Source organism: Pseudomonas sp. BIC9C (assembly GCF_034541995.1).
GTDB classification, from domain to species: domain Bacteria; phylum Pseudomonadota; class Gammaproteobacteria; order Pseudomonadales; family Pseudomonadaceae; genus Aquipseudomonas; species Aquipseudomonas fluorescens_CC.
In genome coordinates this window covers 374,225-398,974 of the sequence record NZ_JAWDGM010000001.1, presented here as the reverse complement: position 1 = coordinate 398,974, position 24,750 = coordinate 374,225, and the positions used below count along the sequence as shown (strand labels likewise).

Annotated in this window: 17 protein-coding genes and 2 pseudogenes; 10 read left to right on the top strand and 9 right to left on the bottom strand. The window is 60.2% G+C overall.

The genetic code is table 11. From position 1 onward, the window contains the following. The first annotated feature begins 103 nt into the window (after positions 1 to 103). Complete coding sequence (locus RS887_RS01845) at positions 104 to 1,027, top strand: LysR family transcriptional regulator (protein ID WP_322614169.1); 924 nt, start codon at positions 104 to 106, stop codon at positions 1,025 to 1,027. Positions 1,028 to 1,174: 147 nt separating this feature from the next. On the opposite strand, the gene RS887_RS01840 is transcribed toward RS887_RS01845, so the two are convergent. The 3 genes from RS887_RS01840 to RS887_RS01830 all read right to left on the bottom strand — a co-directional run bounded on the left by RS887_RS01840 (position 1,175) and on the right by RS887_RS01830 (position 4,823). Next, the gene (locus tag RS887_RS01840) at positions 1,175 to 1,903 is read right to left on the bottom strand and encodes an aspartate/glutamate racemase family protein (RefSeq protein ID WP_008017624.1); all 729 of its coding nucleotides are present in this window, start codon (positions 1,901 to 1,903) and stop codon (positions 1,175 to 1,177) included. A 56-nt stretch (positions 1,904 to 1,959) separates the two neighbouring features. Next, the gene (locus RS887_RS01835; protein ID WP_322614168.1) at positions 1,960 to 3,501 is read right to left on the bottom strand and encodes an NCS1 family nucleobase:cation symporter-1; all 1,542 of its coding nucleotides are present in this window, start codon (positions 3,499 to 3,501) and stop codon (positions 1,960 to 1,962) included. Between the two features lie 581 nt (positions 3,502 to 4,082). Next, the gene (locus RS887_RS01830; protein WP_322614167.1) at positions 4,083 to 4,823 is read right to left on the bottom strand and encodes a phosphoadenylyl-sulfate reductase; all 741 of its coding nucleotides are present in this window, start codon (positions 4,821 to 4,823) and stop codon (positions 4,083 to 4,085) included. 172 nt (positions 4,824 to 4,995) lie between these two features. Between RS887_RS01830 and thrH the strand changes: the two genes are divergently transcribed. After that, positions 4,996 to 5,613 (top strand): bifunctional phosphoserine phosphatase/homoserine phosphotransferase ThrH, encoded by a 618-nt coding sequence (thrH, locus tag RS887_RS01825; protein ID WP_322614166.1) that lies wholly within the window; start codon positions 4,996 to 4,998, stop codon positions 5,611 to 5,613. A 119-nt stretch (positions 5,614 to 5,732) separates the two neighbouring features. Here the strand turns inward: thrH and pabB are convergent, their stop codons facing one another. From pabB to RS887_RS01800, 4 genes are all read right to left on the bottom strand, one after another. Beyond that, positions 5,733 to 7,076 (bottom strand): aminodeoxychorismate synthase component I, encoded by a 1,344-nt coding sequence (gene pabB / locus RS887_RS01820; protein WP_322614165.1) that lies wholly within the window; start codon positions 7,074 to 7,076, stop codon positions 5,733 to 5,735. A 183-nt stretch (positions 7,077 to 7,259) separates the two neighbouring features. Further along, on the bottom strand, positions 7,260 to 8,246 hold the full coding sequence (locus RS887_RS01810; protein WP_322614164.1) for an alpha-L-glutamate ligase-like protein: 987 nt from the start codon (positions 8,244 to 8,246) through the stop codon (positions 7,260 to 7,262). After that, entirely contained in the window at positions 8,246 to 9,781 is a 1,536-nt protein-coding gene (locus tag RS887_RS01805; RefSeq protein WP_322614163.1) for an inactive transglutaminase family protein, read from the bottom strand. The genes RS887_RS01810 and RS887_RS01805 overlap by 1 nt, the downstream gene beginning before the upstream one ends. 5 nt (positions 9,782 to 9,786) lie before the next feature. Continuing rightward, a complete protein-coding gene (locus tag RS887_RS01800) occupies positions 9,787 to 10,323 on the bottom strand; it encodes an ATP-dependent zinc protease (RefSeq protein ID WP_322614162.1) in 537 nt (178 codons plus the stop codon). 297 nt (positions 10,324 to 10,620) lie between these two features. Here RS887_RS01800 and RS887_RS01795 point away from each other — a divergent pair, with 297 nt between their 5' ends. The 6 genes and pseudogenes from RS887_RS01795 to prpD all read left to right on the top strand — a co-directional run bounded on the left by RS887_RS01795 (position 10,621) and on the right by prpD (position 19,258). Further along, positions 10,621 to 11,340, top strand: coding sequence for a GntR family transcriptional regulator (locus tag RS887_RS01795; RefSeq protein WP_008017617.1), 720 nt, complete (start codon positions 10,621 to 10,623; stop codon positions 11,338 to 11,340). Then, positions 11,337 to 12,227 (top strand): methylisocitrate lyase, encoded by an 891-nt coding sequence (gene prpB, locus RS887_RS01790; protein ID WP_008017616.1) that lies wholly within the window; start codon positions 11,337 to 11,339, stop codon positions 12,225 to 12,227. Before RS887_RS01795 ends, prpB begins: the two co-directional genes overlap by 4 nt. A gap of 162 nt (positions 12,228 to 12,389) precedes the next feature. Continuing rightward, on the top strand, positions 12,390 to 13,517 hold the full coding sequence (gene prpC, locus RS887_RS01785) for a 2-methylcitrate synthase (protein WP_322614161.1): 1,128 nt from the start codon (positions 12,390 to 12,392) through the stop codon (positions 13,515 to 13,517). 205 nt (positions 13,518 to 13,722) lie between these two features. Then, positions 13,723 to 16,316 (top strand): annotated as a pseudogene (acnD, locus tag RS887_RS01780) (Fe/S-dependent 2-methylisocitrate dehydratase AcnD). A gap of 56 nt (positions 16,317 to 16,372) precedes the next feature. Beyond that, a complete protein-coding gene (prpF, locus tag RS887_RS01775) occupies positions 16,373 to 17,563 on the top strand; it encodes a 2-methylaconitate cis-trans isomerase PrpF (RefSeq protein WP_322614160.1) in 1,191 nt (396 codons plus the stop codon). 210 nt (positions 17,564 to 17,773) lie between these two features. Next, positions 17,774 to 19,258, top strand: a complete 1,485-nt coding sequence (gene prpD / locus RS887_RS01770; RefSeq protein WP_322614159.1) for a 2-methylcitrate dehydratase — start codon at positions 17,774 to 17,776, stop codon at positions 19,256 to 19,258. Positions 19,259 to 19,301: 43 nt separating this feature from the next. Here the strand turns inward: prpD and RS887_RS01765 are convergent, their stop codons facing one another. After that, the gene (locus RS887_RS01765; protein ID WP_322614158.1) at positions 19,302 to 20,207 is read right to left on the bottom strand and encodes a LysR family transcriptional regulator; all 906 of its coding nucleotides are present in this window, start codon (positions 20,205 to 20,207) and stop codon (positions 19,302 to 19,304) included. 116 nt (positions 20,208 to 20,323) lie between these two features. Here RS887_RS01765 and RS887_RS01760 point away from each other — a divergent pair, with 116 nt between their 5' ends. Then, positions 20,324 to 21,172: a type 1 glutamine amidotransferase domain-containing protein gene (locus tag RS887_RS01760; RefSeq protein WP_322614157.1), complete on the top strand. Its 849-nt coding sequence runs from the start codon at positions 20,324 to 20,326 to the stop codon at positions 21,170 to 21,172. Positions 21,173 to 21,225: 53 nt separating this feature from the next. Here RS887_RS01760 and RS887_RS01755 read toward each other — a convergent pair whose 3' ends face one another. Continuing rightward, on the bottom strand, positions 21,226 to 22,044 hold the full coding sequence (locus RS887_RS01755; protein ID WP_008017606.1) for a pyruvate, water dikinase regulatory protein: 819 nt from the start codon (positions 22,042 to 22,044) through the stop codon (positions 21,226 to 21,228). A gap of 174 nt (positions 22,045 to 22,218) precedes the next feature. Between RS887_RS01755 and ppsA the strand changes: the two are divergent. Then, positions 22,219 to 24,593, top strand: a pseudogene (gene ppsA / locus RS887_RS01750) (phosphoenolpyruvate synthase). The last annotated feature ends 157 nt before the right edge of the window (positions 24,594 to 24,750 follow it).

Below are 24,750 nucleotides of genomic sequence, written 5' to 3'. Positions count from 1 at the left end.
CGAGATGTCCCGGTTGATGGAGCCTAGTATCGATTCGGGATTACATGCTGTGTAGACCATAGTTGAGATAGTCTGTGTAAACCAAAAGTTTATAGTGGCGTCTATGGAAACCTTCAGCAGTATCGAATGCTTTGTGCGCAGCGCCGAGGTCGGCAGCTTTGCCGAAGCGGCGCGACGCTTGAGTCTGACCCCAGCGGCGGTGGGCAAGAGCGTCGCCAAGCTCGAGGCACGCCTGGGCGTCAGATTGTTTCAGCGCAGCACGCGCAGCCTGACCCTGACGGAGGCCGGTCAGTTGTTTCTCGGCGAAGTCAGCGCCAGCCTGCACACGATCCAGAATGCCGTGGCCAATCTCGCCAGTGCCGGAGGGCAGCCGGCGGGCACTTTGAAAGTCAGCATGGGGACGGTGTTCGGCTGTTTGTACATTGTGCCGATGCTCGGCGAGTTTCTGCGGCGATTCCCGGCGATCAACCCGGACTGGCACTTCGATAACCGCCAGGTCGATCTGATCGGGCAGGGCTTCGATGCGGCAATTGGCGGCGGCTTCGAATTACCCCAGGGCGTGGTGGCGCGCAGGCTGAGCCCGGCGCATCGGGTATTGGTGGCTTCGCAGGCTTACCTGGAGGCTCATGCGTCGATCAGCGAGCCGGATGACCTCAAGCACCATGACGGGATACTGATCCGCTCGCCACAAACCGGTCGTGTGCGTTCCTGGCAGTTGACCCATCGCAATCACCAGCACAGCCCGTTGACGCTCAAGGCGCGGATGACCATGAGCGATTCCGAGGCGGCCTGCGCCACGGCCGCGCAGGGGCTGGGCATTGCGCTGGTGAGCATGCCGTTTGCTGCGGGCTATCTGGAATCGGGCCGGTTGCAGCGGGTGTTGCCGGACTGGTACATCGACGACGGCTACACCTCCATCTATTACGCCGAACACAAACTGCTGCCGGGCAAGACTCGGGCGTTTGTCGATTTCATCATTGAGCAGTTTGCCGAGCGGGGGTTGGGGCAGAGGTTCAGTGCGGTTTGAGCCAGATTCTAGACCGAGTTGCCCTCTTCGCGAGCAAGCCCGCTCCCACATTTGATCTGTTGTGAATGCAAAAATTGTATTCACTGGAGATCCAGTGTGGGAGCGGGCTTGCTCGCGAAGGCTGCGCCTCGGTCAATAGTTGCGAACTCAGCGCGCAAACCGCGCCGGCCAGCCAATGATGTTTTTCGGTCGCGGTGTTGCGTAAGTCCGCACCTTCGAAGTCGACAACCCCAGTCGCACCAGCGATTCGGCGATGGTCACCGCTGCCGTCACGCCATCCACCACCGGCACGCCGGTGCGCCGGCGAATCTGCTCGTCCAGCCCGGCCATGCCGCCGCAGCCCAGGCAAATCACTTCGGCCTTGTCCTGGGTCACCGCCAGTTCGGCCTGATGCACGATGGCTTCCAGTGCGCGCTGCGGCTCGTGTTCCAGTTCCAGCACGGCCAAACCGCTGGCCCGCACCGAGGCGCAACGATCCCAGAGGCCGGAGAGCTTGAGGCGATCCTCGATCAGCGGCACGGTGCGGTCGAGGGTGGTGACCACGGAATAGGCGTGACCGAGGAACATCGCCGTGCTGGCGGCGGCATCGGTGATATCCACCACCGGCACGTTAAGCAGTTCCTGCAGGCCTTCACGGCCGTGTTCGCCGTAACCGGCCTGGATCACCGCATCGAAGGGCTGGTCGTAGGACATCACCCGATCCATGACCGCGATGGCCGCCAGGTAACTTTCGAAATTGCCTTCGATGGAGTCGGCGCCGAAATGCGGGGTGAGGCCGACGATTTCCGTGCCGGGCGACGCGACGGCTTGCGCCGAGCGGGCGATGGCCTGGGTGATGGATTCGGTGGTGTTGACGTTGACCACGAGAATGCGCATGGGGAGTCCTTATTGCTGGTGGTTCTGCGGCCCGACAATGTCGGGCCGCGACAGGATTAATGGCTGACGTTGTCGACCGCGATTGATTCGCCACTGACATCGGCATAGTGCGGTTGGCGCTTGGCGATGATCAGGTAGAGCATTCCGGCGATCCCGGCACCGATCAGCCAGGAGAACGGCGACACGCTGTGGAAGCCCGGTACCAATGCCAGGACGATGGCGATCAAAGCTGCAGGAATGAACACCGCCACCGCGCGTAAATTGACGCCGCGGCTGTAGTAATACGCGCCGTTGGGGTCTTCGCTGTACAACTGCGGCACGTTGATCCGGCCTTTTCGTACCAGCCAGTAGTCGACCATGATCACGCCGTACAACGGGCCGAGCAGGGCACCGAGGCCGGAGAGGAAGTACACGATCACCAGCGGGCTGTTGTAGAGGTTCCACGGCAGGATCAGCACGGCGATGGTCGCGCTGATCAGCCCGGCGCGGCGGAAGGTCAGGTACTTCGGGGCCAGGTTGCTGAGGACGAACGCCGGGGCGACGAAGTTGGCCATGATGTTCACCGCCACGGTGACGATCAGGAACGCCAGGCAGCCGAGCACCAGGAAGAAGGTGTTGGGAATCGAGGCGATGATTTCGGTCGGGCTTTCGATGATCCGGCCATTGATCTGGAATTGCGCGCCGCACAGCAGGACGGTGATGGCGGCGAACACCAGAATATTCACCGGCAGGCCCCAGAAGTTGCCGACTTTGATGGTCTTGCGGCACGGCGAAGAGCGGGCGAAGTCGCAGAAGTTGAGGATCAACGTACCGTAGATCGCCAGCCACAATGCGCCGCCAGCAAAGATGTTGCGCCACATCTCTCCGCCAGTCAGCGGTTCACGGATCGACCAGGCAATGGTCGCGTCGGCCTGGGTGTACATCCAGGCAGCGAGGGCGGCGACAGTCAGCAGAATCACCGGGCCGGCAAACGCTTCGTAGCGCCGCACCATCTCCATACCGTAGGCAAGGATCGCCAGTTGCACGAACCAGATTGCGACGAAACTCACCCAGCCGAGGGTCGACAGACCCAGGATCGAATTGTGGTCGTAGTCGGCGAACCCGGGATGGACTGCCGTCAACAACACGCGAAAGACTACGGACGCCAGGTACGTCTGAATACCGAACCAGGCGATGGCGATCACGGCGCGGATCAACGCAGGAACCTGCGCTCCATGAATGCCGAAACTGATCCGGCTGATGACCGGAAACGGCACCCCGGTCTTTTGTCCCATGTAGCCGGACAGGTTCATGAAGCAATACACCAGCGCCGCACCGATCCCCAGGGATAGCAGGATCTGCCAGCCGCCCAGGCCCAGGGCATACAGGCCGATGGCGAAGGAATAGTTGGCAATGTTGTGAACGTCGTTGGTCCACAGGGCAAAGATGCTGTAGCGGCCCCAGCGCCGGCCTTCGGCCTTGGTCGGCGCCAGGTCTTTGTTGTGCAGTCGGGGACTGAGCACGACGGGGCAGTGATGCGCTTGATTGTCGGCGATGTGGGTGGAATGGGAGGAGGGTAGATCCAGTGCGATGTTGTTATTGGAGAGATTAGTACGCATTCCGGCAGGCTCCTGATGCTCGACATCGCGATGACTGTGCATGAGCCTTGGCTCGACAAATCTTCGTCGCGGGTGGCGAATATCATTGGTTACGGGGCATCTGCAGCCTGTACGGGATAGGGCGCTTCAGGCTTGCGGATCTAAAGTGTGTGTATGTTTTGAATTTATTGTATACAAAACATGTATGCACTTAAGCCAGAACCATGCCAGTGGAGAGTTCTATGAAAGGCACTGCTCATTTCGTTTTGTTATGGTTTTTCGTCAAGCTACTGAAAAATAGAAAATTTAAATTGACCGATTGAACAGGTATTTATTTTAAGGAAGGGATTCAGGAGGGCATGGCGGCGCATGTCACGGAGAGGGATGTAACTTTTTGGGGCGCTGAAACTAAAAGTGCACACACAAATGGCACCGATGGTGACATTTGTGTGTACACATTTACGGGCGGTACGAAAACCTTGTAGGAGCGAGCTTGCTCGCGAAAAACTCCGAGTAACGCGGGCACTCAGGCAGCACGCGTTATCGTTGACGTCCATCGCGAGCAGGCTCGCTCCTACAAAGGGGTATCACAAGGCTCGGGATCAGGCTTTGGACTTGCTGATGATATTCCCCGCATGCAACCCGCATTCCTTCTGCGTCGCTTCTTCCCACCACCAGCGGCCTTCGCGCTCATGCTGGTTCGGCAGTACCGGGCGGGTGCAGGGTTCGCAGCCGATGCTGATGAAGCCGCGTTCGTGCAGGCTGTTGTAAGGCAGTTCCAGCATGCGGATGTAGCCCCAGATCTCTTCGCTGGTCATTTGCGCCAGCGGGTTGAACTTGTACAGGGTGCGTTCCGGAGTGGAGAACGCGGTGTCGATTTCCATCACCGCGACGGCACTGCGGGTGCCGGGGCTCTGGTCACGACGCTGGCCGGTGGCCCAGGCTTTCACGCCGGACAGCTTGCGGCGCAGCGGTTCGATCTTGCGGATGCCGCAGCACTCGCCATGGCCGTCCTTGTAGAAGCTGAACAGGCCTTTTTCCTTCACGAAAGGTTCGAGTTTCGTGTAGTCCGGCGACACCAGCTCAATGTCGATCTTGTAGTGCTCGCGCACCTGATCGATGAAGCGGTAGGTCTCGGGATTCAAGCGGCCGGTGTCGAGGCTGAACACCTTGACGTTCTTGTTCAGCTTCCAGGCCATGTCCACCAGCACCACGTCCTCGGCGCCGCTGAAAGATATCCACAGGTCATCGCCGAACTCGGCAAACGCGAGTTTCAGGATGTCCTGGGCGGATTTGTTGGCATAGGTCGTGGCGAGTTCCACGACGTCGAACGTTGGGCTCATCAGGGCGGCTTCCTACAGGTCGGTGGCGCTGGGCGCTCTATATGGGCCGATGGTAACAAAAAGCAGCACGGGCCGGGGCATCCTCTGCGTTGCGCAGGCAGGCCCGAGTCGCTAGAGTTCGGCAGTCTTTTTGCTCGCTCGACTCAATAATCAATACAAATGGGAGTGTCTTGTGGAAATTGCCTGTCTGGATCTTGAAGGTGTGCTGGTCCCGGAAATCTGGATCGCCTTCGCCGAAAAAACCGGGATCGAGTCCCTCAGGGCCACCACCCGGGACATTCCCGACTACGACGTGCTGATGAAGCAGCGCCTGCGGATTCTCGACGAGCACGGCCTGAAGCTCTCCGACATTCAGGAAGTGATCGCCACGCTCAAGCCGCTGGACGGTGCCATCGAGTTCGTCGACTGGCTGCGCGAGCGTTTTCAGGTGGTCATCCTGTCAGACACCTTCTACGAGTTCTCCCAGCCGTTGATGCGCCAACTGGGCTTCCCGACCTTGCTCTGCCATCGTCTGATTACTGACGACAGCGGGCGAGTCACTGGCTATCAATTGCGTCAGAAAGATCCCAAGCGTCAGTCGGTCCTGGCCTTCAAGAGCCTCTACTACCGGGTGATCGCGGCGGGGGATTCCTACAACGACACCACGATGCTGGGCGAGGCCGATGTCGGGATTCTGTTCCATGCGCCGGACAACGTGATTCGCGAGTTCCCGCAGTTCCCGGCGGTGCACAGTTTTGAAGAGCTGAAGCAGGAATTCATCAAGGCTTCGAATCGGGCCCTGAGTTTGTAAGCACATTCCCTGTAGGAGCGAGCCTGCTCCGGGCGGCGTTCCGACGATGAACCTGAGAGCGCCGCAGGGTGTCAGGTTTCCAGCGTTATCGTTAACGACCATCGCGAGCTGGCTCGCTCCTACAGGTTTTGCAAGGTGTCGAGCAGCACCTTCACCTTGGTGATCGACTCCTGGTACTCAGCCTGCCACTCGGAATCCGCGACAATCCCGCCGCCACCCCAGCAACACACCTGCCCGTCCTTGACCAGCAAACTGCGAATGGCGATGGAGCTGTCCATCTCGCCGCGCACGTCCAGGTACAGCAACGAACCGCAATACAGTCCGCGCCGGGTTGGCTCCAGCTCATCGATGATCTGCATGGCGCGAATCTTTGGCGCGCCAGTGATCGAGCCGCCGGGGAAACTGCCGGCGATCAGGTCCAGGGCATCGCGATCATCCGCCAGTTCACCGGTGACGCTGCTCACCAGGTGATGCACGTTCGGGTAACTTTCCAGGCTGAACAATTCCGGCACCCGTACCGAACCGGTGCGGCAGGTTCGGCCGAGGTCATTGCGCAGCAGGTCGACGATCATCAGGTTTTCTGCGCGATCCTTGGGACTGGCCAGCAGTTCGGCGGCGTTCGCGGCGTCTTGCTCAGGTGTCAGGCCTCGAGGTCGAGTGCCCTTGATCGGGCGGGTTTCCACGTGGCGCTGGCTGACTTTGACGAAGCGTTCCGGCGACAGACTGAGTACGGCATCGCCGTCAGGCAAGCTCTGGAAGCCGGAAAAAGGCGTCGGGCACGCTGCGCGCAGTGCGCAGTAAGCGGCCCAGGGATCACCCTGGCAGGGCGCGCGAAAACGCTGGGCGAAGTTGACCTGATAACAGTCGCCGGCCTGAATGTATTGCTGGATGCGTTCGATTGCCTGTTGATACTCGTCAGCGCTCAAGTCGGCAGTCATCGGGGTGAGCAGTTTGAATGGAGCGACCACTTCCGCTGCGGGCTGGCTGAACAGATCGATCAGGCGCTGACGTTCACTGCCAGGCAGAGTCGGGTGGAACACCAATTGGCTGGTCAGCGAAAGGTGATCGCTGATCAAGGCCCAGCCGTACAGGCCGAAACGCGCGTCAGGCAGTTGCAGGTCATCCCGTGCCTGGCTCGGCAGGCGCTCCAGATGCCGGCCGAAGTCGTAACTCAGGTAGCCGATCAATCCACCGGCAAATGGCAACTCATAAGGTGCCGGCAGAGTGGCTTCGCCCAGGCGTGTGAGGTTATCGCGCAGGCGTTGCAGGAAAGCGTCGCCACTTTCGTCGGGCGATACCGTCAGCTGTTCCAGCGGCCAGGCACTGAGCAAGTCATAGCGACCGCGGTCGGCGCTGGGGCGGCCACTGTCGAGCAGCACGGCACCGGGAGCATGGCGAATCGCCGCGAAGTATTGGGCGGGGTTGGCGCGATAGGGCAGCGGGTGTACGGAACAGGTCAGCATGGGCGGGGGAGATCAGCCATCGAGGCGGGGTGGCGATTGTAGTCCCCTCGGAGAATTGCTCCTAGAGGGGATTGTAGGAGCGAGCTTGCTCGCGATGGTCGTCAACGATGACGTGGGCTGTCTGAATCCCCGCGTTGTCCTGGCGTTTTTCGCGAGCAAGCTCGCTCCTACAGGAGAAGGTGATCAACCCACGACCGCAGGAATATGCCCAAACATCTCCTGCACGAACGCCACGCGCTCTTCGACCGTTTCGGTCACGCCACGAGCCTTCAGGTCTTCCAGTCGTGCTTCCACCGCATGAGTGCGCGACGTCAGCCCGCAGTCATTGGCAATCTGGATATTCAGCCCTGGCCGGGCGTTGAGCTCAAGAATCAGCGGGCCTTTTTCCTGGTCCAGGACCATGTCGACACCGATGTAGCCCAGCCCGCACAACTCATGACAGCCAGCGGCGAGCTTCATGAAACCGTCCCAGTAGGGCAGTTGCACGCCATCCACGGCATTCGTGGTGTCCGGGTGTTTGTTGATGATGTTGTTCAGCCAGGTGCCGCGCAGGGTCAGGCCGGTGGCCAGGTCCACACCGACGCCGATGGCGCCCTGGTGCAGGTTGGCCTTGCCGTTGGACTGACGCGTCGGCAGGCGCAGCATGGCCATCACCGGGTAGCCCAGCAAAACAATGATGCGAATGTCCGGCACGCCTTCGTAACTGATGCTCTTGAAGATCGGGTCCGGAATCACCCGGTATTCAATCAGCGCCCGGTCGCGGTGACCGCCCAGGGAGTACAGGCCGGTGAGGATGCTGGAAATCTGGTGCTCGATTTCTTCATGGCTGATGATCCGGCCGGACACCGAGCGATAGCGGCCTTCAAAGCGGTCGGCGATGACCAGGATGCCATCGCCGCCAGCGCCCTGGGCCGGTTTGATCACGAAGTCTTTGCGCCCGCCGATGATCTCTTCGAGATTGTCGATTTCCTTCTCGGTGGAAATCACCCCGTAGAGTTCCGGCACATGAATGCCGGCGGCAATGGCGCGCTCCTTGGTGATGATCTTGTCATCGACGATGGGGTACAGGCTGCGCTTGTTGTACTTGAGCACGTAGTCTGCGTTGCGCCGATTGATCCCCATGATGCCCCGGGCTTCCAGGGCCTTCCAGGTCTTCCAGAAGCCGAACATCAGGCGTCAGCCTCTTTCAGGAAGGCCTTGAAACGCACCAGTTCGGTCAGGCGATAACCGCGATAACGACCCATGGCCAGCATGAAAGCCACCAGGATCAGCAGGATCGCCGGGAAGGTGAACACGAAGTACACCAGTTCCGGCACGGTCATGATCAGGTGTGACAGGGACGCGGCGAACAGCGTGCCAATGGCCACTTTCATGGCATGGCCGCCGCCGCGTTCTTCCCAGGTGATCGACAGGCGTTCGATGGTCATGGTCAGGATCACCATCGGGAACAGCGCCACCGACAAGCCGCGCTCCAGGCCGAGTTTATGGCTGAACAGGCTGATCATCGCAATTAGCACCACCACGAACGTCAGCACCACCGACAGCCTCGGCAGCATTTGCAGCTTCAGGTGTTCGAGGTAGGAGCGCAGCGACAGGCCCAGCGCCGTGATGATGGTAAACAGCGCGATACCGAAGCCGAGCTGGGTTTCGCGGAAGGCCAGGGCGATCAGCACCGGGGTGAAGGTGCCCAGGGTCTGGATGCCGATCAGGTTGCGCAGGATCAGGATCACCAGCACGCCGATCGGGATCATCACCATGATCATGAAGGTCTGCTGGGTTTGCAGCGGCAGGCCGTACAACGAGTACTCGAGGAAGTTGGCGTCGGTGTTTTCGTCGGTCAGCTTGGCCAGGCGAATGGCGTTCATTTCGCTGTTGTTCAGGCTGAAGGTCACGTTGGCTTTCTTGCCGCCGTCGACGGTGATCAGGTTTTCGTCGCCGGTCCACCACAGCAGGCGGTCGGTCGGCAGGCCCTGCTCACCGGTTTCCGGGTTGAAGTACAGCCAGTCGGTACCATTGAAACTGCGCAGCCACAGTTCCGGCATTTGCGGCTGGTCGGCCACCAGGCGGATGGTGTGGACCTTCTCGATCGGCACATGGGCGATGGACAGCAGCAACTCGACGATTTTTGCCTTGTGCGCGGTGGATGGATCGCCGGCCAGCAACAGTTTCACGTTGTCGTCGTTGAGGTTGTTGACCCGCTTGATGGCTTCGCCGACGAAGGTTTCGACGTCGGCCGAGTGCTGGCGAATCGGTGCGAGCAGGGCTTCGGCGGCGATTTTTTCCGGGCCTTCGATGGTCATGCTGTCGCGAAAGGTCGGACCTTTGATCTTGGCTTTCTCACCGGAATAACGCTTGGTCAGCACCAGGCGGTAATACAGCGTCTGATTGCCTTTGGCCCGGCGTGCCGACCAGGTGACCTTGCGATTGCCGTCGACCCGGTTCACGGCCACGCCGTAGTTATTGGAGATGAAGCTCTCGTTGAGGCTGACGAAGTCGCGGCTCAGTGGTGGCACGAACATCTGGATCTTGACCGGGTCCTTGGCACTGGCGACGAACTCGACCTTGGCGTCGATGTTCCACAGGTCGTCGGTGGCGTCTTCGGTTACCGGGATGCCCAGCACGAAGATCTGGTAGGCCGTAACTGAAATGCCCAGCACCACCAGGATGGCGATCAGCAGTTTCAGATGAAGGGTAAGAGAGCGCATTTGAATTACTCGGCGGTATAAGCGTCGGTGGTGCAGGCGGGTTTGCCGGCAGCATATTTAAGGCTGGGGTCAACCAGTGCATCGAAGCGCTTGAGCGCTTCGGAGCCAATCAGTAGCGGGTATTGGAAGGCGCTGCGGTCGGTCAGGTTCACTTCGATGCTGCGCAGGGCCGAGCCCATGCAGATATCCAGTTCGATCACCGGACGGGCGGTGTACTTCTTGCCTTCCTCCGGGTCGTAGTCGCCGGCCCGGCGCTTGATCTTGCTGACACGGGCCAGCGGGCGTTCGATCGGGTGCGTATGGGCGGCGTCGATGGCCAGATAAAAGCGCACCCACGACTCGCCGTTGCGTTTGAAGCGTTTGATATCCCGTGCACTCAGGGACGCGGTTTTCGCCCCGGTGTCGAGTTTGGCCGCCACTTCCAGATCAATGCCATTGAGCGATGCGTACTCATTCAGGCCATACACGGTCTTTTCCCCGGCCATTGCGAAGCCGGGCAGGCAAAGTAAATAAAGGAAGGCAGGGAAGGGCTTGAGTCTCATAAATCCTGGTGCGCAGCGGTCCGACTTGATTCAAGGCCCTGGCATCGCTGCGCAAGCTCCCTCGTATGCCTATCAGGGTTTTATGACAGGCAGTGCAGATGTGACAAACAAATGCGGGCGGCATTCTAGCACGGTGGTTTGATGGCGCCAGCGCTGGCGGGTGGCTATAAACCGTGAGGTTGCTTCGTTATGGTGCAGCCGGTTATCAGAAGATTGTCGACAATATCGATTTAACCTTTGACTGTGCCGCCTGTATTCGTTAGTTTTTGCGGCATTGGCTCACAAGGTGTCGACAATATGCTGGATCAACTCGATCCCCCGGTTTTAGCGCAAGACGATACGGAGACCCTGTCCGAGAACGTCTTCCGTCGCATTCAGGCGGCTATCGTCAAAGGCGAGATCGCGCCGGGCAGCAAAATCTCCGAACCGGAGCTGGCGCGCACCTACGGCATTAGCCGTGGCCCGTTGCGCGAGGCCATCCACCGTCTGGAAGGCCAGCGCCTGCTGGTTCGCGTGCCGCATGTCGGCGCGCGGGTGGTGTCGCTCAATCACGCCGAGCTGCTTGAGCTTTACGAAATCCGGGAATCCCTGGAAGGCATGGCCTGTCGTCTCGCCGCCGAGCGCATGAGCGTCGAGGAAATCGACGAATTGCGTCGCGTCCTGGAAACCCACGAGCGCGATGAAGCGTTCCAGGCCGGTAGAGGCTACTACCAGCAGGAAGGCGATTTCGACTTCCATTACCGAATCATCCAGGGCAGCGGCAACCGCACGCTGACCCAAATGCTCTGCGGCGAGCTCTATCAGCTGGTGCGCATGTACCGCATCCAGTTTTCCACCACGCCCAATCGCCCGCACCAGGCGTTCGCCGAGCACCACCGTATTCTCGATGCCATCGCCGACCGTGACGGCGAGCTGGCCGAGTTGTTGATGCGCCGTCACATCGGCGCCTCCAAACGCAATATCGCCCGTCACTACCAGGACGGCGTTAACCCGACAGCCAAACGAGGTGAGTCATGAGTTTGAACAAGAGCACACCAGGCCAGCGTTTCCGCGATGCGGTCGCCAGTGAACATCCACTGCAAGTGGTCGGCGCGATCAACGCCAACCACGCGCTGCTGGCCAAGCGCGCCGGTTTCAAGGCGATCTACCTGTCGGGTGGCGGGGTGGCTGCCGGCTCCCTCGGCGTGCCTGACCTGGGCATCACCGGTCTGGATGACGTGCTGACCGACGTGCGCCGTATCACCGATGTTTGCGACCTGCCATTGCTGGTGGACGTGGACACCGGTTTCGGCTCCTCGGCGTTCAACGTCGCTCGCACTGTCAAATCGATGATCAAGTTCGGTGCCGCAGCGATTCACATCGAAGACCAGGTCGGCGCCAAGCGCTGCGGTCACCGTCCTAATAAGGAAATCGTGACCCAGCAGGAAATGGTCGACCGCATCAAGGCAGCCGTCGATGCGCGTACCGATGACAGCTTCGTGATCATGGCCCGTACCGACGCCCTGGCGGTGGAAGGTCTGGAGTCTGCCCTGGATCGCGCCGCCGCGTGCATCGAAGCCGGCGCCGACATGGTGTTTCCGGAAGCCATCACTGAACTTGAAATGTACAAACTGTTCGCCAACCGTGTGAAAGCGCCGATCCTGGCCAACATCACCGAGTTCGGCGCGACGCCGCTGTACACCACCGAACAACTGGCTGCTGCCGATGTATCGCTGGTGCTGTACCCGCTGTCGGCGTTCCGTGCCATGAACAAGGCTGCAGAAAACGTCTACACCGCGATCCGTCGCGATGGCACGCAGCAGAACGTCATCGACACCATGCAGACGCGCATGGAGCTTTACGATCGCATCGACTACCACACCTTCGAGCAGAAGCTCGATGCGTTGTTTGCCGCGAAGAAATAATGAACACCGTGTACCTGTAGGAGCGAGCTGGCTCGCGATGGTGGGCCATACACCGCGGGGTATCAGTTTTCCCGCGTCATCATTGACGTCCATCGCGAGCGAGCTCGCTCCTACAGATGAAAGATTGGTTTCCCTAAAAAAATTCAAGAATTGGAGACAGCAATGGCCGAAGCAAAAGTACTCAGTGGCGCCGGGCTCCGTGGCCAGGTAGCCGGGCAAACTGCACTGTCCACCGTGGGCCAGTCGGGTGCCGGTCTGACTTATCGTGGTTATGACGTTCGTGAACTGGCGGCTGACGCGCAGTTCGAAGAGGTTGCCTACCTGCTGCTGTACGGCGAGTTGCCGAGCAAAGCGCAACTGAACGCCTACATCGCCAAGCTGGGCAAGCTGCGTGACTTGCCGCAAGCGCTGAAGGAAGTACTGGAACGCATCCCCGCCGACGCCCACCCGATGGACGTGATGCGTACTGGCTGCTCGTTCCTGGGCAACCTTGAACCCGAGGCGAACTTCTCCGAGCAACAGGACAAGACCGACCGTCTGCTCGCCGCCTTCCCGGCGATCATGACTTACTGGTATCGCTTCAGCCACGAAGGCAAGCGCATTGACTGCGTGAGCGACGAGCCATCCATCGGCGGACACTTCCTGCACCTGCTGCACGGCAAGAAGCCGAGCGAGCTGCACGTCAAGGTGATGAACGTTTCGCTGATCCTCTACGCGGAGCACGAGTTCAACGCATCGACCTTCACCGCGCGTGTTTGCGCATCGACCCTGTCCGACCTGTTTTCGTGCATCACCGCAGCCATCGGCTCGCTGCGCGGCCCGCTGCACGGCGGTGCCAACGAAGCGGCTATGGAAATGATCGAGCGTTTCTCGTCGCCGGAAGACGCGATCAAGGGCACCCTCGGCATGCTGGAGCGCAAGGACAAGATCATGGGCTTCGGCCACGCGATCTATAAGGACAACGATCCGCGCAACGAGGTGATCAAGGGCTGGTCGAAGAAGCTCGCTGACGAAGTGGGTGACAAGGTGTTGTTCCCGGTGTCCGAAGCCATCGACAAGACCATGTGGGAGCAGAAGAAGCTGTTCCCGAACGCCGACTTCTACCATGCCTCGGCGTACCACTTCATGGGCATCCCGACCAAGTTGTTTACACCGATTTTCGTCTGCTCACGCCTGACCGGCTGGGCCGCCCACGTGTACGAACAACGTGCCAACAACCGCATCATCCGTCCAAGCGCCGAGTACGTCGGCGTCGAACAGCGCAAGTTCGTGCCAATCGAACGACGCTGAATGGTGGAGGCTACAGCGCTGGTCACTGAATGAACCGAGAACCAGTGTGGGAGCGGGCTTGCTCGCGAAGACGGACTGACATCCAACATTGATGTTGACTGATACACCGCTTTCGCGAGCAAGCCCGCTCCCACATTTGACCAGGTTCACTTCAATACCGGTGCCAGGCCCCGCCCTTTGAAACCACCGTGACCGAGTCTTGACGATGAACACAGAATTCCGTAAATCGCTGCCCGGCAGCCACCTGGATTACTTCGATGTCCGCGCAGCGGTCGAGGCGATCCAGCCTGGCGCCTATGACACCCTGCCGTACACCTCCCGCGTGCTGGCGGAAAACCTTGTGCGTCGCTGCGACCCGGCCACGCTCACCGAATCCCTGAAGCAATTCATCGAGCGCAAACGCGACCTCGACTTCCCGTGGTTCCCGGCCCGCGTGGTGTGCCACGACATTCTCGGTCAGACCGCTTTGGTCGACCTCGCCGGCCTGCGTGATGCCATCGCCCTGCAAGGCGGTGACCCTGCGCAAGTCAACCCGGTGGTGCCGACGCAACTGATCGTCGACCACTCCTGGCCGTCGAGCGTGGTGGTTTCGATCCGGAGGCGTTCGAGAAGAACCGCGCCATCGAAGACCGTCGCAACGAAGACCGTTTCCACTTCATCAACTGGACCAAGAAAGCGTTCAAGAACGTCGACGTGATCCCGCCGGGCAACGGCATCATGCACCAGATCAACCTGGAGAAACTGTATCCGGTGATCCAGGTGCGTGACGGCGTGGCCTTCCCCGACACTTGCGTCGGCACCGACAGCCACACCCCGCACGTCGATGCACTGGGCGTGATTGCCATCGGTGTCGGTGGTCTGGAAGCCGAAAGCGTGATGCTCGGCCGCGCCTCCTGGATGCGTCTGCCGGAAAGCGTTGGCGTCGAACTGACCGGCAAGCTGCAACCGGGTATCACCGCCACCGACATGGTGCTGGCGCTGACCGAGTTCCTGCGCAAGCAAAAAGTGGTCGGTGCCTGGCTGGAATTCTTCGGCGAAGGCGCCTCCGCGCTGACCCTCGGCGACCGCGCAACCATCTCCAACATGGCCCCGGAATACGGCGCCACCGCGGCGATGTTCTACATCGACCAGCAGACCATCGACTACCTCAAGCTCACCGGTCGTGAAGACGAGCAGGTGCAGTTGGTCGAGAACTACGCCAAGACCACGGGCCTGTGGGCCGACAGTCTCAAGGGCGCGCAGTACGAGCGCGGCCTGACCTTCGATCTGTCCTCGGTGGTACGCAACATGGCCGGCCCGAGCAACCCGCACGCCCGTGTGGCGGTTTCGGATCTGGCGGCGAAAGGCATCTCCGGGAAGTGGGAAGACGTACCGGGGCAAATGCCGGACGGCGCGGTGATCATCGCCGCCATCACCAGTTGCACCAACACCAGCAACCCGCGCAACGTGATCGCCGCCGGCCTGCTGGCGCGCAATGCCAACAAGCTGGGCCTGACCCGCAAGCCGTGGGTCAAGTCGTCCTTGGCGCCGGGCTCGAAAACCGTGGCGCTGTATCTCGATGAAGCCGGCCTGACCGATGAGCTGGAGCAGCTCGGTTTTGGCGTCGTGGCTTTCGCCTGTACCACCTGCAACGGCATGTCCGGCGCACTGGACCCGGTGATCCAGCAAGAGATCATCGACCGCGACCTGTACGCCACTGCGGTGTTGTCCGGCAACCGCAACTTCGACGGGCGGATTCACCCGTACGCCAAGCAAGCGTTCCTCGCGTCGCCGCCATTGGTGGTCGCGTATGCAATTGCCGGCACCATTCGTTTCGACATCGAAAAAGACGTACTGGGTGTGGTCGATGGCAAGGAAATCCGCCTGAAAGACATCTGGCCGAGCGACGAAGAAATCGACGCCGTGGTCAAGGCGTCGGTGAAACCGGAGCAGTTCCGTCAGGTGTACATCCCGATGTTCGCCATCCACGAAGACACCGGCCCGAAAGTCGCGCCGCTCTACGACTGGCGCGAGATGAGCACCTACATCCGCCGTCCGCCGTACTGGGAAGGCGCACTGGCCGGGGCGCGTCCGCTCAAGGGCATGCGCCCGCTGGCGGTGCTGCCGGACAACATCACCACCGATCACCTGTCGCCATCCAACGCCATCATGCTGGACAGCGCCGCTGGCGAATACCTGGCGAAAATGGGCCTGCCGGAAGAGGACTTCAACTCTTACGCGACTCACCGTGGTGACCACCTGACTGCGCAGCGCGCGACCTTCGCCAACCCGAAACTGTTCAACGAAATGGTTCAGGAAAACGGCAAGGTCAAGCAGGGTTCGCTGGCCCGTGTCGAGCCGGAAGGCAAAGTGATGCGTATGTGGGAAGCCATCGAAACCTACATGGATCGCAAGCAGCCGCTGATCATCATCGCAGGCGCTGACTACGGCCAGGGTTCGTCTCGCGACTGGGCGGCCAAGGGCGTACGTCTGGCGGGTGTGGAAGCGATTGCCGCCGAAGGTTTCGAACGCATCCACCGCACCAACCTGGTGGGCATGGGCGTGTTGCCACTGGAATTCAAGCCTGGCACCAACCGCCACACCCTGGCCATCGATGGCAGCGAAACCTACGACGTGATTGGCGACCGCACCCCGCGTGCCGAGCTGACACTGGTGATCCATCGCAAGAACGGCGAACGCGTCGAAGTGCCGGTGACCTGCCGCCTCGACACCGCCGAAGAAGTGTCGATCTACGAGGCCGGCGGCGTGTTGCAACGCTTCGCCCAGGACTTCCTCGAAGAATCGGCGGTTGCCGTCTAATACAGGCTGTACAGGCACGGGACTTCAGGTCCCGTGCCTGTTATGAAGGAGCACTCATGTCTCACGCACCGCAGATCAAAATCCCCGCCACCTACATGCGCGGCGGCACCAGCAAAGGCGTGTTTTTCAGCCTGAAGGATTTGCCCGAAGCAGCGCAGGTCCCCGGCCCGGCCCGCGACGCCTTGTTGCTGCGTGTCATCGGCAGCCCGGATCCGTACGACAAACAAATCGACGGCATGGGCGGCGCGACCTCCAGCACCAGCAAAACCGTGATCCTGTCGAAAAGCATCAAGGCCGATCACGACGTTGATTACCTGTTCGGCCAAGTGTCCATCGACAAGCCTTTCGTCGACTGGAGCGGCAACTGCGGCAACCTGTCGGCGGCGGTCGGCTCGTTCGCCGTCAGCAACGGCCTGGTGGACGCCAGCCGCATCCCGCACAACGGCGTGGCGGTGGTTCGCGTGTGGCAGGCCAACATCGGCAAGACCATCATCGCCCATGTACCGATCACCCATGGAGAGGTGCAGGAGACCGGCGATTTCGAACTCGACGGCGTGACGTTCCCGGCCGCTGAAGTGCAGCTCGAATTTCTTGATCCGGCAGCGGAAGAAGAGGGCGCCGGCGGTTCGACGTTCCCCACCGGCAACCTGATCGATGACCTGGAAGTGCCAGGCGTCGGTACGCTGAAAGTCACCATGATCAACGCCGGTATCCCGACGATTTTCGTCAATGCCGAGGACATCGGCTACAAGGGCACCGAGCTGCAGGGTGCGATCAACGGCGACCCGAAAGCCTTGCTGATGTTCGAGACCATCCGGGCTTATGGCGCGCTGCGCATGGGCCTGATATCGGATATCGACGAAGCGGCCAAACGGCAGCACACGCCGAAGGTGGCGTTCGTGGCCAAACCCGCGGATTACGTGGCGTCCAGCGGCAAGGCGATTGCAGCCAGCGATGTCGACCTGCTGGTTCGCGCGCTGTCCATGGGCAAGCTGCACCACGCGATGATGGGCACGGCGGCGGTGGCCATCGGTACCGCGGCGGCGATTTCCGGCACCCTGGTCAACCTCGCGGCGGGCGGTGTCGAACGCAACGCGGTGCGCTTCGGTCATCCATCGGGCACCTTGCGCGTCGGCGCCGAGGCCAGCCTGGTGAACGGCGAATGGACGGTTAACAAAGCCATCATGAGCCGCAGTGCGCGGGTGTTGATGGAAGGGTTCGTGCGCGTGCCGGGGGATTCTTTCTGACGTAAATTCAGAAATCACCCAAGTCCTTGTGGGAGCGGGCTTGCCCGCGATGAGGCCTTCATATTCAACATCTATGTTGGCTGATGCACTGCTATCGCGGGCAAGCCCGCTCCCACAGGTGATGCGTTATCAAAATAAAAGTGTTTTCACCCGCTGAGATCGCCCTGAACCGAGGTCCCATCAACGAAACACCCGCAGAGTGAATCGAGCATGAGCGCCAACGTTGACCTCAACAATCGCCCGGATTACGACAAGGTCCTGCAGGACATCGCCGACTACGTCCTCAACTTCAAGGTCGAGTCGCAAGAAGCCCTGGACACCGCCCGCAACTGCCTGATGGACACCTTGGGCTGTGGCTTGCTGGCTCTGCGTTTTCCCGAATGCACCAAGCATCTGGGGCCAGTGGTCGAAGGCACCGTCGTACCGTTCGGCGCCCGTGTGCCAGGCACCTCTTTTCGGCTCGATCCGGTCAAGGCGGCGTGGGACATCGGCTGCATCGTGCGCTGGCTGGACTACAACGACACCTGGCTCGCCGCCGAATGGGGGCATCCGTCGGATAATCTCGGCGCCATTCTCGCGGTGGCCGACCATTTGTCGCAAAAGCGTCTGGCCAATGGCGATGCGCCGCTGACCGTGCGCGTCGTGCTTGAAGCGATGATCATGGCTCACGAAATTCAAGGCGTGATTGCCCTGGAGAACGCCTTCAACCGCGTCGGTCTCGATCACGTGATTCTGGTGAAAGTCGCCTCGACCGCGGTCACCGCCAGGCTCATGGGCGCCAACCGCGAGCAGATGCTCTCGGCGCTTTCCCATGCCTTCGCCGACGGACAGGCGTTGCGTACCTACCGCCATGCGCCGAATGCCGGCTCGCGCAAATCCTGGGCGGCGGGGGATGCGTCCAGCCGTGGCGTGCGTCTGGCGGACATCGCCTTGCGCGGTGAAATGGGCATCCCCGGTGTGTTGAGTGCCAGGCAATGGGGTTTCTACGATGTCTTGTTCAGTCACACCAACAACGATCTGGCGCTCAAGCCCGCAGACAAGCGCACCTTCAGCTTCTCTCGCCCGTACGGCAGTTACGTGATGGAAAACGTGCTGTTCAAGATCAGCTTTCCCGCCGAATTTCACGCGCAAACCGCCTGCGAAGCCGCGGTGACGCTTCATCCGCAAGTGCGTAATCGGTTGCACGAAATCGACAGGATCGTCATCACCACCCACGAATCGGCGATCCGCATCATTTCCAAGGTCGGCCAACTGGCCAATGCCGCCGACCGCGATCATTGCATTCAGTACATGACCGCCGTGCCGCTGGCCTTCGGCAATCTGGTGGCCGAGCACTATGAGGATGACTTCCACAAGGCGCATCCGATCATCGACGTGCTGCGTGACAAGATGGTCATCGTCGAAGAGCCTCGCTACACCCGTGAATATCTGCAAGCTGACAAGCGCTCCATCGCCAATGCGCTGCAGGTGTTTTTCAAGGATGGGGCGAGCACGGGGAAGGTGGAGGTGGAGTACCCGATCGGCCATCGTCGGCGCCGCGCTGAGGGTATTGCGTTGCTGGAGGACAAGTTCAAGGCAAACCTGGCGACGCGTTTCACGGCGCAGCGGTGTGCGCAGATTTTTCAATTGTGCAAGGATCAGCTAGCGCTTGAAGCGACGCCGGTGAACCGGTTTGTGGACTTGTTCGTGATCTGAGGCAGCAGCGCGATTGCGCGATGCGCCTTTGAGTGCCTTCGATTCACCGGCGGTACTGTCCGGTCAGGAAATCAATCAGGGCGCGAGCGGCAGAGGATAAAAGCCGATGATGGGGGTAGACCATTGAAAAGGATCGTGTCCGTCCGCTCGATTGTTCGAGTAACTCCACCAGGTGCCCCTGCCGGATGCGTTCGCGGACGATGAAATCATAGGTCTGGCAAATGCCCAGGCCTTGTTCAGCCAGGGAAACGATACCCAGGACGTCCTCCGAGACCTGCACCGTTGCCATCGGTACCCAGTCGACGGACCGCCCATCTTCGACCAGTTGCCAGGGTCTGATTCTGCCTGTGCCGGGGATGACAAAGGTCAGGCACGCATGACTTTTCAAGTCGTCGAGGTTGCGCGGCACACCGGCTCGTTGCAGGTATTGGGGAGCGGCGACGAGGCACAGGCGTGCATCTTCGAGCTTGCGCCCGATCATCCGGCTGTCGGGTAAGGCGCCCATGCGAATGGCCAGGTCGAAGTTTTCAGCCACCAGGTCGACATTGCGGTTGCAGATGCTCAGTTCGATTCGGACCTGCGGGTAGTGTCGGTTGAAGACTGCCAGCAGTGCCGGCAATCGGTAATGGCCATAGGTGGAGGGCGCGCTGATACGCAGAAGACCGCCGGGTTGTTCCCTTTGGCTTTGCAGAGTGTTTTCCACGTCCGCAATCATGCCGAAAGCGTTACGCATTTGATCCAGGTACAGGCGTCCTGCCTCGGTCAGGCACAGCCGGCGCGTGGTGAGCCTGAGCAACTGTACCCCGACCTTTTTTTCCAGGCGTTTGATGGCTCGGCTGATCACCGATGGGGTAGTGACCAGGGCGACGGCGGCTGCGCTCAACGTACCCTTGTCGACGACGGTGATGAAGGTTTCGACATCGGTCAGGTGATCGAATCGACGTTCCATTTTTACTTCCAGGGGCCAAAGAGATTGTCTTCCAGACGGGTTTATCGGCGATCAAGGTAGCAATAATTTCTACGGGCTTCAGGCAATAAGCGCCTGTGGAAACCTTTGGAGACGATATGAAAAAACTGATGACGCTGATGCTGAGCGCCGGGATTTGGGCTACCAGTCAAACCGCCCTGGCCGCCCATGTGCTGGTCGTACTGTCGGATGCCGAAAGGCTCGACCTGAAGGACGGCAAGTCCGTGCAGACCGGCTTTTATTTCAACGAACTCATGCAGCCTGTGAAAATGCTGCTCGATGCCGATCACAAGGTGACCTTCGCGACCCCGTTGGGGCGGGCTCCGATACTGGATCAGGGCTCTCTGAACAAGTCCTACTTCGGTAATGACGAGGCAGTTTTCAATGCGCACAAAACCTTGCTGGAAACGCTCAAGCTCACGTCTGCCGATGAATCACCGGTCATCAGCCTGACCCGCGTCGAGCAGATGGGCTATGAGCAGTTCGATGCGTTGTATGTGCCCGGTGGCCGGGCACCCATGCAGGATCTTACCGAGAGCCCGTTGATGGGCAGGCTTCTGGCGAACTTCAACGAACGGGGCAAGCCCACGGCAATGGTGTGTCACGGTCCCGCCGCGCTGCTGTCCACCTTGCCGGACCCGGCGGGCTTTGCTCGCGCACTGGAGTCGACAGGTCGCGCCGATCCGGGGGCCGGCTGGATATATGCCGGCTACAACATGACGGTCATGAGCAACACGGAGGAAAAGTGGGCGCAGCGTAACGGCCGACTTCAAGGGGGAGAAATGAAATACATGCCCCAGACGGCACTCGAGCAGGCGGGAGGGCGCTATCGGTCCAACCTGCTGCCATGGAGTTCAAATATGGTGGTCGACCGTGAGCTGATTACCGGACAGAACCCCGAATCGACAATGGACGTCGCCAATGAACTGCTTAAACGGCTGAAGTAGCCTGGTAGCTGCGAACCCACACCAGCGTTGGCTTGAGTTCGCAGCTGCCGGCTCTATTTGAACCGCCGCTCGACGCCTTTCTCCACCAGGATTTTCGCGGAGATTTCTTCAACGGAAAAATGCGTGGAGTTGATGTTCGGAATGTTCTCGCGGCGGAACAGGTTTTCCACCTCGCGCACTTCGAACTCGCACTGGGCGTAGCTCGAGTAGCGGCTATTGGGCTTTCGCTCGTTGCGAATGGCGGTCAGGCGGTCCGGATCGATGGTCAGGCCGAACAGCTTGTGCTGGTGGGCGCGCAGGGCGCTGGGCAGTTGCAGGCGCTCCATGTCGTCTTCGGTCAACGGATAGTTGGCTGCGCGGATGCCGAATTGCATCGCCATGTACAGACACGTCGGTGTCTTACCACAACGCGACACGCCCACTAGTATCAGGTCGGCCTTGTCGTAATAGTGCGTGCGGGCGCCGTCGTCGTTGTCGAGGGCGAAGTTCACCGCCTCGATCCGCTCCATGTAATTGGTGTTGGAGCCGATGGAATGGGATTTGCCGACAGTGTAGGAAGAATGCTCGGTCAGCTCCTGTTCAAGCGGTGCCAGGAACGTCGAGAAAATGTCGATCATGAAACCATTCGAGGTTGCGAGAATCTCACGAATGTCCTGATTGACGATGGTGTCGAAGATGATCGGACGGAAGCCGTCGGTTTCGGCGGCCTTGTTGATTTGTTGTACCATGGCCCGCGCTTTGTCCACGTTGTCGATGTACGGCCGCGTGACTTTGCTGAAGGTAATGTTTTCGAACTGCGCCAGTAGGCTTTGACCCAGGGTTTCGGCAGTAATGCCGGTACCATCGGAGATAAAGAAAGCAGATCGTTTCATTTGCACCTTGGGCCTTAAGCTAATGATCATTCTTGGATATGATAGGCGCGATTTGCCGGCCGCCAATGGCCCGCATTCTCACTTATTTTCCAGGTCCAGGCCATATAGCTGGCAAACGCTCCATAGAGCAGCCGGTTTCTGAGCTTTTCCAACACAGTTAGTGGAGAGATCACCTTGGTAGAGTACGTAGTTTCCCTCGATAAGCTCGGCAAACACGATGTTGAGCATGTGGGGGGCAAGAACGCATCCCTGGGCGAGATGATCAGCAACCTGGCAGGTGCCGGTGTTTCGGTGCCCGGTGGCTTCGCCACGACCGCTCAGGCTTATCGTGATTTCCTGGAGCTGAGCGGCTTGAATCAGCAGATTCACGATGCCCTCGATGTCCTGGACGTCGACGACGTGAATGCCCTGGCCAAGACCGGTGCCCAGATCCGTCAATGGATCATGGAAGCCGAGTTCCCTGAAAAACTGAATGCCGAAATCCGCACCGCGTTCGCCGCGCTGTCCGCCGGCAACCCTGACGTGGCCGTGGCCGTGCGTTCTTCCGCTACCGCCGAAGACCTGCCGGACGCATCCTTCGCCGGTCAGCAGGAAACCTTCCTGAACATCCGCGGTGTCGAAAACGTCATTCGCGCCGCCAAAGAGGTGTTCGCATCCCTTTTCAACGATCGCGCGATTTCCTATCGCGTGCACCAGGGCTTCGACCACAAGCTGGTAGCCCTGTCGGCCGGCGTACAGCGCATGGTCCGCTCCGAAACCGGCACCGCCGGCGTGATGTTCACCCTTGATACCGAATCGGGTTTCCGTGACGTGGTGTTCATTACCGGCGCCTACGGCCTGGGTGAGACCGTCGTACAAGGCGCGGTGAACCCGGACGAGTTCTACGTCCACAAGGGCACGCTGGCCGCCGGTCGCCCGGCCATCCTGCGCCGCAACCTGGGCAGCAAGGCCATCAAGATGATCTACGGCGACGAGGCCAAGGCCGGTCGTTCGGTCAAGACCGTCGACGTGGACAAGGCCGATCGCGCACGTTTCTGCCTGACCGACGCCGAAGTCAGCGAGCTGGCCAAGCAGGCGATGATCATCGAGAAGCACTACCAGTGCCCGATGGACATCGAGTGGGCCAAGGACGGTGACGACGGCAAGCTGTACATCGTGCAGGCCCGTCCGGAAACCGTGAAGAGCCGCACCCAGGCCAACGTCATGGAACGTTACCTGTTGAAAGAAACCGGTACCGTGCTGGTGGAAGGTCGCGCCATCGGCCAGCGCATCGGCGCCGGCAAGGTCCGCATCATCAAGGACGTGTCCGAGATGGACAAGGTCCAGCCAGGCGACGTACTGGTGTCCGACATGACCGACCCGGACTGGGAACCGGTCATGAAGCGCGCCAGCGCCATCGTCACCAACCGTGGCGGCCGTACCTGCCACGCGGCGATCATCGCCCGTGAGCTGGGTATCCCGGCGGTAGTCGGTTGCGGCAACGCCACGCAGCTGTTGAAAGACGGCCAGGGCGTGACCGTTTCCTGCGCTGAAGGCGACACCGGTTTCATCTTCGAAGGCGAACTGGGCTTCGACATCAAGAAGAACTCCGTTGACGCCATGCCCGAGCTGCCGTTCAAGATCATGATGAACGTCGGTAACCCGACCGCGCCTTCGACTTCGCGCAGCTGCCGAACGCCGGCGTGGGCCTGGCTCGCCTGGAGTTCATCATCAACCGCATGATCGGCGTGCACCCCAAGGCGCTGCTGAACTACGACGGCCTGCCGCTGGACATCAAGGAAAGCGTCGACAAGCGCATCGCCGGCTACAACGATCCGGTGGGTTTCTACGTCGAGAAACTGGTCGAAGGCATCAGCACCCTGGCGGCTGCGTTCTGGCCGAAGAAAGTCATCGTGCGCCTGTCGGACTTCAAGTCCAACGAATACGCCAACCTGATCGGCGGCAAGCTGTACGAGCCGGAAGAAGAGAACCCGATGCTGGGCTTCCGCGGTGCGTCGCGTTATATCAGCGAATCGTTCCGCGACTGCTTCGAGCTCGAGTGCCGCGCGCTGAAGCGTGTGCGCAACGAGATGGGCCTGACCAACGTCGAAATCATGGTGCCGTTCGTCCGTACCCTGGGCGAAGCGAGCCAGGTGGTCGACCTGCTGGCGGAAAACGGTCTGGCCCGTGGCGAAAACGGCCTGCGCGTGATCATGATGTGCGAACTGCCGTCCAACGCCATCCTGGCGGAAGAATTCCTCGAGTTCTTTGACGGTTTCTCCATTGGCTCCAACGACCTGACCCAGCTGACCCTGGGCCTGGACCGTGACTCCGGGATCATTGCGCACCTGTTCGATGAGCGTAATCCGGCGGTCAAGAAGCTGCTGGCCAATGCCATTGCCGCGTGCAACAAGGCCGGCAAATACATCGGTATTTGCGGTCAGGGCCCTTCGGACCACCCGGACCTGGCCAAGTGGCTGATGGAACAGGGCATCGAAAGCGTGTCGTTGAACCCGGACTCCGTACTGGAAACCTGGTTCTTCCTGGCGGAAGGTCAAGCATCAGCTTGATGGTGTTGTTGTAGGAGCGAGCTTGCTCGCGATGGTCGCTAACGATAACGCGTTTGTCCTGGATAAACGCGGTGTTCTGAAGTTCATCGCGAGCAAGCTCGCTCCTACAGTTGATTACGCAGGGCGGGCTCCATCTGGATGCCGCCCTTTTTTGTGC

Bases quoted from the DNA above. Each gene is read 5' to 3' on its own strand.
- RS887_RS01845 (WP_322614169.1), top strand. From the start codon at position 104: ATGGAAACCTTCAGCAGTATCGAATGCTTTGTGCGCAGCGCCGAGGTC.
- RS887_RS01840 (WP_008017624.1), bottom strand. From the start codon at position 1,903: ATGCGCATTCTCGTGGTCAACGTCAACACCACCGAATCCATCACCCAG.
- RS887_RS01835 (WP_322614168.1), bottom strand. From the start codon at position 3,501: ATGCGTACTAATCTCTCCAATAACAACATCGCACTGGATCTACCCTCC.
- RS887_RS01830 (WP_322614167.1), bottom strand. From the start codon at position 4,823: ATGAGCCCAACGTTCGACGTCGTGGAACTCGCCACGACCTATGCCAAC.
- pabB (WP_322614165.1), bottom strand. From the start codon at position 7,076: ATGCTGACCTGTTCCGTACACCCGCTGCCCTATCGCGCCAACCCCGCC.
- RS887_RS01810 (WP_322614164.1), bottom strand. From the start codon at position 8,246: ATGTTCGGCTTCTGGAAGACCTGGAAGGCCCTGGAAGCCCGGGGCATC.
- RS887_RS01805 (WP_322614163.1), bottom strand. From the start codon at position 9,781: ATGCGCTCTCTTACCCTTCATCTGAAACTGCTGATCGCCATCCTGGTG.
- RS887_RS01800 (WP_322614162.1), bottom strand. From the start codon at position 10,323: ATGAGACTCAAGCCCTTCCCTGCCTTCCTTTATTTACTTTGCCTGCCC.
- RS887_RS01795 (WP_008017617.1), top strand. From the start codon at position 10,621: ATGCTGGATCAACTCGATCCCCCGGTTTTAGCGCAAGACGATACGGAG.
- prpB (WP_008017616.1), top strand. From the start codon at position 11,337: ATGAGTTTGAACAAGAGCACACCAGGCCAGCGTTTCCGCGATGCGGTC.
- prpC (WP_322614161.1), top strand. From the start codon at position 12,390: ATGGCCGAAGCAAAAGTACTCAGTGGCGCCGGGCTCCGTGGCCAGGTA.
- prpF (WP_322614160.1), top strand. From the start codon at position 16,373: ATGTCTCACGCACCGCAGATCAAAATCCCCGCCACCTACATGCGCGGC.
- prpD (WP_322614159.1), top strand. From the start codon at position 17,774: ATGAGCGCCAACGTTGACCTCAACAATCGCCCGGATTACGACAAGGTC.
- RS887_RS01765 (WP_322614158.1), bottom strand. From the start codon at position 20,207: ATGGAACGTCGATTCGATCACCTGACCGATGTCGAAACCTTCATCACC.
- RS887_RS01760 (WP_322614157.1), top strand. From the start codon at position 20,324: ATGAAAAAACTGATGACGCTGATGCTGAGCGCCGGGATTTGGGCTACC.
- RS887_RS01755 (WP_008017606.1), bottom strand. From the start codon at position 22,044: ATGAAACGATCTGCTTTCTTTATCTCCGATGGTACCGGCATTACTGCC.